This is a genomic window from Pectobacterium parvum (genome assembly GCF_020971565.1).
Taxonomy (GTDB): Bacteria; Pseudomonadota; Gammaproteobacteria; order Enterobacterales; family Enterobacteriaceae; genus Pectobacterium; species Pectobacterium polare.
In genome coordinates this window covers 1-5,731 of record NZ_CP087394.1, presented here as the reverse complement: position 1 = coordinate 5,731, position 5,731 = coordinate 1, and the positions used below count along the sequence as shown (strand labels likewise).

Annotated in this window: 8 protein-coding genes and 1 pseudogene; 7 read left to right on the top strand and 2 right to left on the bottom strand. The window is 48.6% G+C overall.

Annotated features, from left to right (window positions below; all coding sequences use genetic code 11):
* Nucleotides 1–3: 3 nt before the first annotated feature.
* Complete coding sequence (locus LOZ86_RS21320) at nucleotides 4–1,146, bottom strand: reverse transcriptase family protein (RefSeq protein WP_230243183.1); 1,143 nt, start codon at nucleotides 1,144–1,146, stop codon at nucleotides 4–6.
* A 755-nt stretch (nucleotides 1,147–1,901) separates the two neighbouring features.
* Here LOZ86_RS21320 and LOZ86_RS21315 point away from each other — a divergent pair.
* From LOZ86_RS21315 to LOZ86_RS21285, 7 genes and pseudogenes are all read left to right on the top strand, one after another.
* Nucleotides 1,902–2,228 (top strand): plasmid mobilization protein, encoded by a 327-nt coding sequence (locus LOZ86_RS21315; RefSeq protein WP_116362722.1) that lies wholly within the window; start codon nucleotides 1,902–1,904, stop codon nucleotides 2,226–2,228.
* Nucleotides 2,197–2,535, top strand: a pseudogene (locus LOZ86_RS21610) (relaxase/mobilization nuclease domain-containing protein); the annotation flags it as partial. The gene LOZ86_RS21315 and the pseudogene LOZ86_RS21610, both read left to right, overlap by 32 nt.
* Nucleotides 2,536–2,905: 370 nt before the next feature.
* Nucleotides 2,906–3,391: an MbeB family mobilization protein gene (locus LOZ86_RS21305; RefSeq protein WP_015060315.1), complete on the top strand. Its 486-nt coding sequence runs from the start codon at nucleotides 2,906–2,908 to the stop codon at nucleotides 3,389–3,391.
* Between the two features lie 60 nt (nucleotides 3,392–3,451).
* On the top strand, nucleotides 3,452–3,688 hold the full coding sequence (locus LOZ86_RS21300) for an MbeD family mobilization/exclusion protein (RefSeq protein ID WP_147306335.1): 237 nt from the start codon (nucleotides 3,452–3,454) through the stop codon (nucleotides 3,686–3,688).
* A gap of 147 nt (nucleotides 3,689–3,835) precedes the next feature.
* A complete protein-coding gene (locus LOZ86_RS21295; protein WP_116362726.1) occupies nucleotides 3,836–4,168 on the top strand; it encodes a type II toxin-antitoxin system RelE/ParE family toxin in 333 nt (110 codons plus the stop codon).
* Nucleotide 4,169: 1 nt separating this feature from the next.
* Nucleotides 4,170–4,454 (top strand): NadS family protein, encoded by a 285-nt coding sequence (nadS, locus tag LOZ86_RS21290; protein WP_015060318.1) that lies wholly within the window; start codon nucleotides 4,170–4,172, stop codon nucleotides 4,452–4,454.
* 194 nt (nucleotides 4,455–4,648) lie between these two features.
* The gene (locus tag LOZ86_RS21285; RefSeq protein ID WP_230243184.1) at nucleotides 4,649–5,539 is read left to right on the top strand and encodes a replication initiation protein; all 891 of its coding nucleotides are present in this window, start codon (nucleotides 4,649–4,651) and stop codon (nucleotides 5,537–5,539) included.
* Here the strand turns inward: LOZ86_RS21285 and LOZ86_RS21280 are convergent.
* Nucleotides 5,528–5,731 carry a cold shock domain-containing protein gene (locus LOZ86_RS21280; protein WP_224452644.1) on the bottom strand — a complete coding sequence of 68 codons (204 nt, stop codon included), beginning with the start codon at nucleotides 5,729–5,731 and terminating at the stop codon, nucleotides 5,528–5,530. The genes LOZ86_RS21285 and LOZ86_RS21280 overlap by 12 nt on opposite strands.

Here is a 5,731-nt window from a genome sequence, read left to right as displayed (position 1 = left end):
AGCTCACGCATCCTTTGGTAAAATTGATCTTAGTTTTTTTCTGAGCTCGTTAGATAGTTTTTTGTTTGATCTACCTACGATTCCCACGTCATAAATGATTTTATTTACCTTTGAAACTTGTTCCTCACTTAAAGGAAGACTGAAGTTTTTAATGTAATTATTAGCTAGGAAAACTATCTTTCTTATTTTGAACTCATCATATAGCGGGAGGATTTTCCCTAGTTTTTCTCTAAGTTCAACTGACTGTTCATGACCAACTCGACTCATCTGAGCTACCTTGCCTGATGCTTTATTCCATAGGGTATGGTATTCAGTTGATGTTCTGTCAACGGCTGATTCTTTTTCACAGATAAAAACTAAATATCGTATGTATCTGCGATTTTCTTTATTTATTTTCGGTGTTTTATGTTTAACCCAAAACCCTGTCACATGTAACTTTGAATTAGGGTGGTCTGATTTTTCTATAACGGTCTTGGCGTCATTTAAAGATAAACGGTGCCTATTTATCATCCCTACTACTGTTGTTATCGCTTTTGTTTCTTCTTCTTTTGATAGTTTTTTATCGGAAGAAATAGTAACGTCATCAAGTAGCCTGGTGTAATTCATACCCATATTGTTTATTTTTCTTACTATATTGTGCTCATCATTGAAAAATATAAGATTTGCTATATAGCTAGAGCAGCAAGCACCTTGAGGCAACTTACCATCTAAAGTTACTAGTTCTGTCAATGTTTCTGAAATGGATGGTGAGAATCTCATCATGTTTTTGAATATATTTAATATGTCTCTTTTGCTGATGCTAGGGTAGAAGTTTTCTATATCCAAAGATATTATAGTTTTCTTTCCTGCATGAGTTCCGGCATTTGATACATAGTCTCTTTCTTTTAAGCCGCCATGAAGATAATTTGGATAATTAACATTTTCAAAGATTTCTTTGTTTATTTTTTTTTGAATATGCTTCAACCCTTTTTTTGGCTCAAAAAGAGTTCTGATCTTTTTGTTCTTACCTGTCTCAATATTGAACGATTTGTATGACTTAGGGATAGATAGCACAATTTTATTGAGCCTCTCTGTCGTAACCCCTAGCATTGCTGCAAGAGAGTCTTGAGAGGCCAATTGAGTACCATTAAACAGAGGTTTCATCATGTTAGGTTGAGTTAAAAGTCGATTAGAAGAATAAGTGAGCTATGAAAGCTAAAGTTTTCCACATAATCAAGTACGGATAGACCTTCATACAAAGGTTTTTCAGTACTTCCATAAAGCCAATCCCTTCTTTTCTACGACTATGACTGTCTCCAGATGCATAGTTATAGGTCTTAGTTACACTTAAGTTGATGTTAAAATTTAACATTTTTGCCTTCATTCTTGGGTTATGGGTTTTGCCAGACCAGTAAGGAACACAAGGAATAAATCAATTGGCTTTAGGGACTTTTACTCACATTGCCAGACAACTGTCGCCGAAATTTAAGGAGGGTTATCGCGTTTTTGCGCGATGAGCCGACCCTTAGCGGGGATGCCGGTCATGATCTCATGAAGAGATCGCCTTTTCAGGCATAGCTTTCCTTGAGTCAGTGTAACTTTTTTTTAAAGAGCAAAGGGTTGGGCGAGGTTCGCCCGTATCGGGAGTGAGTATATGTTTTTTATAAGAATGAAGTCACGAAAAAACGCATGGCACTAAACAACCTATATCAGATAACAGCCCTCTCTTTTATCAGGGGGCTTTTTTTTGCCGCGAACACAGAATCTGACATACTCCACCATACTTTAAGCCAGTACACACAGCGTCCCCTCTACGAGGTGCCGTCTGTGACTGGTTCAGGGGGCTCGCCGCCCCCGAAACCCCGGGCATCCGCTGCGAAACTTTCGCACTTTGGGTGCGAATATTTCGCAGCGGAGTGAGAATGGAAAAGCGCACGAGAGAGATCAAAATCCGTCTGACCGACTCAGAGCATCAGCGTCTGATAGACCGGTGTGACCGAACCCATCTGGCTGAATGGCTGCGTCAGCTCGGTCTGGGAGAACACACCGCCCGAAAGCGCCGTCTTCCTGACGTTGCGCCCGAACTGCTGCGACAGGTCAGCGGGATAGGCAACAACCTCAACCAGATCGCCCGACGCCTTAACCAGCTTGACGGGCTTACCCCCACGGAGCGGGTTTCCCTGCTGGCGGTGCTCAACAGCCTTGACCGCAATCTGGGTGAACTGCTGGAGCAGCATCGTGATCATTAAAATTCACTCACGCGGTGCCGGTTCGGGCAGTGGCCCCGTCGATTATCTGCTGGGCAAAGATCGCCAGCGGGATGATGCCCGTGTGCTGCGGGGAGACGCCGAACGCACCCGCGAACTGATTGACGGCTGTGACTTTGCCCGCGCCTACACCTCCGGCGTGCTGTCCTTTCAGGAGGCCGACATTGCAGAACCTGAAAAGGCGCGGCTTATGGACGAATGGGAACAGACACTGATGACCGGTCTCGACAAAGACCAGTACGCCTGTCTGTGGGTTGAACATCAGGACAAAGGCCGCCTCGAGCTGAACTTCGTGATCCCGAACATCGAATTGCAGAGCGGCAAACGGCTGCAACCCTACTTCGACCGCGCCGACCGACCCAGGGTAAACGCCTGGCAGACGCTGACCAACGACCGGCTCGGACTGCGCGACCCCAATGACCCCGCCTATCGCCGTCCGCTGACGCAGGCCAGCGACCTGCCGCGAGACAAACAGCAGGCAGCGGAAAAGCTGACCGCCGGCTTGATGAACCTGATGGCACAGGGCGCGATACGCAGCCGGCATGACGTGGTGACTCAGCTCGAGAGCATTGGTCTCACCGTGGCGCGGGAAACCAAAAGCAGCATCAGTATTGCCGACCCGTCCGGCGGCAGAAACATCCGGCTGAAAGGAATGATTTATGAGCGAGATTTTAAATTTGGCGAAGGGCTTCGAGGAGAAATCGAAGCAGCAAGCGCAGGATACCGAGCAGAGCGTGAAGCGCGAGTTCGGGAGGCTGGAAACGTCTATCAGCGCGGAACTGCAATCAAGCTCGCAGAGCATCAGCAACGCTATCCGCGAGCAGAACGGCAGGCTGACGGGCATGATCAGAGCCACGGTCACCACCGCGCTGATCTGGATAGTGGTCTGCGCCGCGCTCCTGATTGGCATCCTGAGCGGGATAATCTGGCTTCAGGGGCAGATCATCAGCTCACGCCTGAGCGATATCGACGGCTACAGCCAGCAGCTGGCGAGCCTGAAAGCGAAAAGCGGCGCGGGGGTGACGATCTACAGCGACGACAGCCAGAAGAACGGTTATCTGGTGGTGCTGCCGGTGAAAGCACACGGCGTGGAGAGCTACACCTCAACGGCGGGCAACACGGTGGTGAAGTACACCGCGAAGTAACCCCGCCAGAACGCACAGAAACGCCCCTAAACGATTTTGACCCACAGGACAGAGAAAACCATGACCGAAATGGAAAAACAGCTTCTGAGCGCCTTAGAGAGTTTACAGGCCAGCTACGAGCAACAGCATCAGGCGTGGCAGGAAAGCTACAGCAGTTTGCAGCACATGTTCGAGACTACCTCACAAGCACTGAGCCGCAGCGACAGGGCGTGTCAGCACTTGAGCAATCAGGTGAACAGCTTGCGCGGTCAGGTCGAGAGCTTGAGCGACAATCTCAGCCGCTTAATGCGCTCGTAAAACAGCACGAACACCAGCTGCAACTGGAAAAGCAGCGCACCCGTTATCACGGCCCGACGCTTTAGCACCGCGCATGCGGAATGCTCACGTAGACGTAATATCACTTTGGTGTACAATGTACATTAAGAATACAAAGGGAATGACACAGTGAGCCATGCGATAGAGTTTATCGAAACGCCGATGTTTACCCGTCAGATAAAGCAAATCGCCACGGACGACGAGCTCAAAGAGCTCCAGAAATTGCTGATTGAGTCACCGGACAAAGGCGATCTCATCAGGCAAACCGGCGGGCTGCGAAAAATCAGAATGGCGACCGGCACACAGGGGAAAAGCGGCAGTGCGCGGGTGATTTACTTTCTGGCCACCGAAGAAATTATCTATCTGGTGATGGCCTACCCGAAAAGCACCAAAGACAGCCTGACGGACGCCGAAAAATCCGACCTGAAAAAGCTGACGAAACTACTGAAAGACGAGGTGTAGCATGAGTTTTTTTGACGAACTGAAAGCGTCACTCGAAGAAGCCGTCGAGATCAAACACGGCGTTAAAGCGCCTGCCCGGGTTACGCGCTATGAACTGGCTGATGTGAAGGCACTCCGCGCCCAGCTGAACGTGACGCAGGATGAAATGGCGAAGGTGCTTGGCACCAGCCTCGATACCATCAAAAGCTGGGAAACGGGCAGACGTAACCCGACCGGACTGGCGGCAAAGGTGCTGGCGACCATACAGGCCAACCCTAAATTCTTTCAGGAACTTGCCTCACATTAAGGCTTTATGACGGAAGGATTCGACAGAAACCGCCGTTCGCGTGTAACGTTAACGGCAGAAAAAACAAAGCCCCGATAATCATGGTTTCAACTTGGCGGAAGAGACATGATTAATCAGGGCTAGGTACGTAACCTAAGAAGGATATTAGCACATGCAGAGTGCAAGACAACAGCCCGCCATAAGCGCTGGCGTGAGTGACTAACCCAGCTCTCGACCTGTTCAACGACCGCTTACCTAACAAGCCGTACTTTTCGGACGATCTGCATTTTGGTGTACGCATCGCGGGAAAAGAGCGCGCTATTCTGGCTAAATACATCCAGTTCAACCAGCCTCACGCCATGTTCTGGCTCGGTTTTGACGTTGACCGCCTCGGTGCAGCAATCGACTGGAGTGATCGCAATGCGCCCGCGCCTACGCTGACCATCACCAACCCCGAAAACGGGCACGCGCACCTGCTTTACGCACTGAAAACCTCGATACGCACCGCACCTGACGGAAAAATGAAGCCGCTGAAGTACGCTGCTGCCGTAGAGAACGCGCTACGTAAAAAATTGGACGCTGACGTGGGGTATTCGGGGTTAATTTGCAAGAATCCGAACCACGGGTACTGGAAAATTGCCGTCTGGCAGCCAGAACTCTACACACTGGACTGGCTGGCCGACTCGCTAGACCTGAACGCCGCGAACGACAAAGAAATAGTTACCGATTACGGCTTAGGCCGTAACTGCACCTTGTTCGATAAAACCCGCAAGTGGGCCTATCGCGCTATCCGTCAGGGGTGGCCGGAGTATGAACAGTGGCTGCAAGCCTGCTATGAGCGTGCCATCGCCTACAATCTGCAATTTCCCTTTCCCTTAGATGAAAGTGAAGTAAAGGGGATCTCTAATAGTATTGCTAAATGGACTATAAAAAATTTCTCTGAATATTCTTTCGACGATTTTGTTAAAAAAACACACGCACCTGAAATTCAGTCTCTAAGAGGAAAGAAAAGCAAAGGTGGTGGCAGACCCTCATTGGGAGAGCCTTGGATAATTATGTGTGTTAGCCGGAGAACTTACTTTCGGATGAAAAGTTCAGATAAATAGTATATCTATAGCTTTTAATCCTTTCGCTGTCTTCACTGTATTGAATTGTACTTTTGTTCCTTTTGGTATATCCACTGTGTAATTTTCATTGGGAATATCATCAGATCTGAACATTACATCTCTACCCTGTTCTCTGCGGATAAATCCGTACCCCTTAACTGAGTCAAAAAAATTAACGAAACCATGATCCAT

Bases quoted from the DNA above. Each gene is read 5' to 3' on its own strand.
- LOZ86_RS21305 (WP_015060315.1), top strand. From the start codon at position 2,906: ATGAGCGAGATTTTAAATTTGGCGAAGGGCTTCGAGGAGAAATCGAAG.
- nadS (WP_015060318.1), top strand. From the start codon at position 4,170: ATGAGTTTTTTTGACGAACTGAAAGCGTCACTCGAAGAAGCCGTCGAG.
- LOZ86_RS21320 (WP_230243183.1), bottom strand. From the start codon at position 1,146: ATGATGAAACCTCTGTTTAATGGTACTCAATTGGCCTCTCAAGACTCT.
- LOZ86_RS21315 (WP_116362722.1), top strand. From the start codon at position 1,902: ATGGAAAAGCGCACGAGAGAGATCAAAATCCGTCTGACCGACTCAGAG.
- LOZ86_RS21280 (WP_224452644.1), bottom strand. From the start codon at position 5,731: ATGGATCATGGTTTCGTTAATTTTTTTGACTCAGTTAAGGGGTACGGA.
- LOZ86_RS21300 (WP_147306335.1), top strand. From the start codon at position 3,452: ATGACCGAAATGGAAAAACAGCTTCTGAGCGCCTTAGAGAGTTTACAG.